The 329-nt window shown below is 35.9% G+C and carries 1 protein-coding gene; it reads right to left on the reverse strand.

The annotated features are described in order from the left end of the window. Positions 1 to 169: 169 nt before the first annotated feature. The coding region (locus tag AOA61_RS00470) for a peptide-methionine (R)-S-oxide reductase (protein WP_178075170.1) at positions 170 to 329 on the reverse strand (160 nt) is incomplete at its 5' end.

The raw sequence follows: 329 nt of genomic DNA on the forward strand, positions 1-329 counted from the left end.
CTATGTAGATATTTTAAATGGAAAAGGCTCCATTGTACTACAGGAAATGAAAACAAGAACAATTAAAGGAAAACAATTAAAAGTTCACGAAGCTAGGTAACAAAAAACGGAGGGACGGTTCTGATGTTACTATCGTTTAGCAAAACGAAAATAACATCAGAACCGCCCCTCAAAATAATGCAAGAAACTCCTCGTAACCTTCTTTTTTTAACTGATCCTTTGGAATAAACTTTAGTGCTGCAGAATTAATACAATACCTGTGTCCACCTTGTGATTTAGGTCCATCATAGAATAGATGGCCTAGGTGAGAATCCCCATATTTACTCCTT

The organism is Pseudomonas sp. 2995-1, from assembly GCF_002742505.1.
In the GTDB taxonomy this organism is placed as follows: Bacteria; Pseudomonadota; Gammaproteobacteria; order Pseudomonadales; family Pseudomonadaceae; genus Aquipseudomonas; species Aquipseudomonas sivasensis.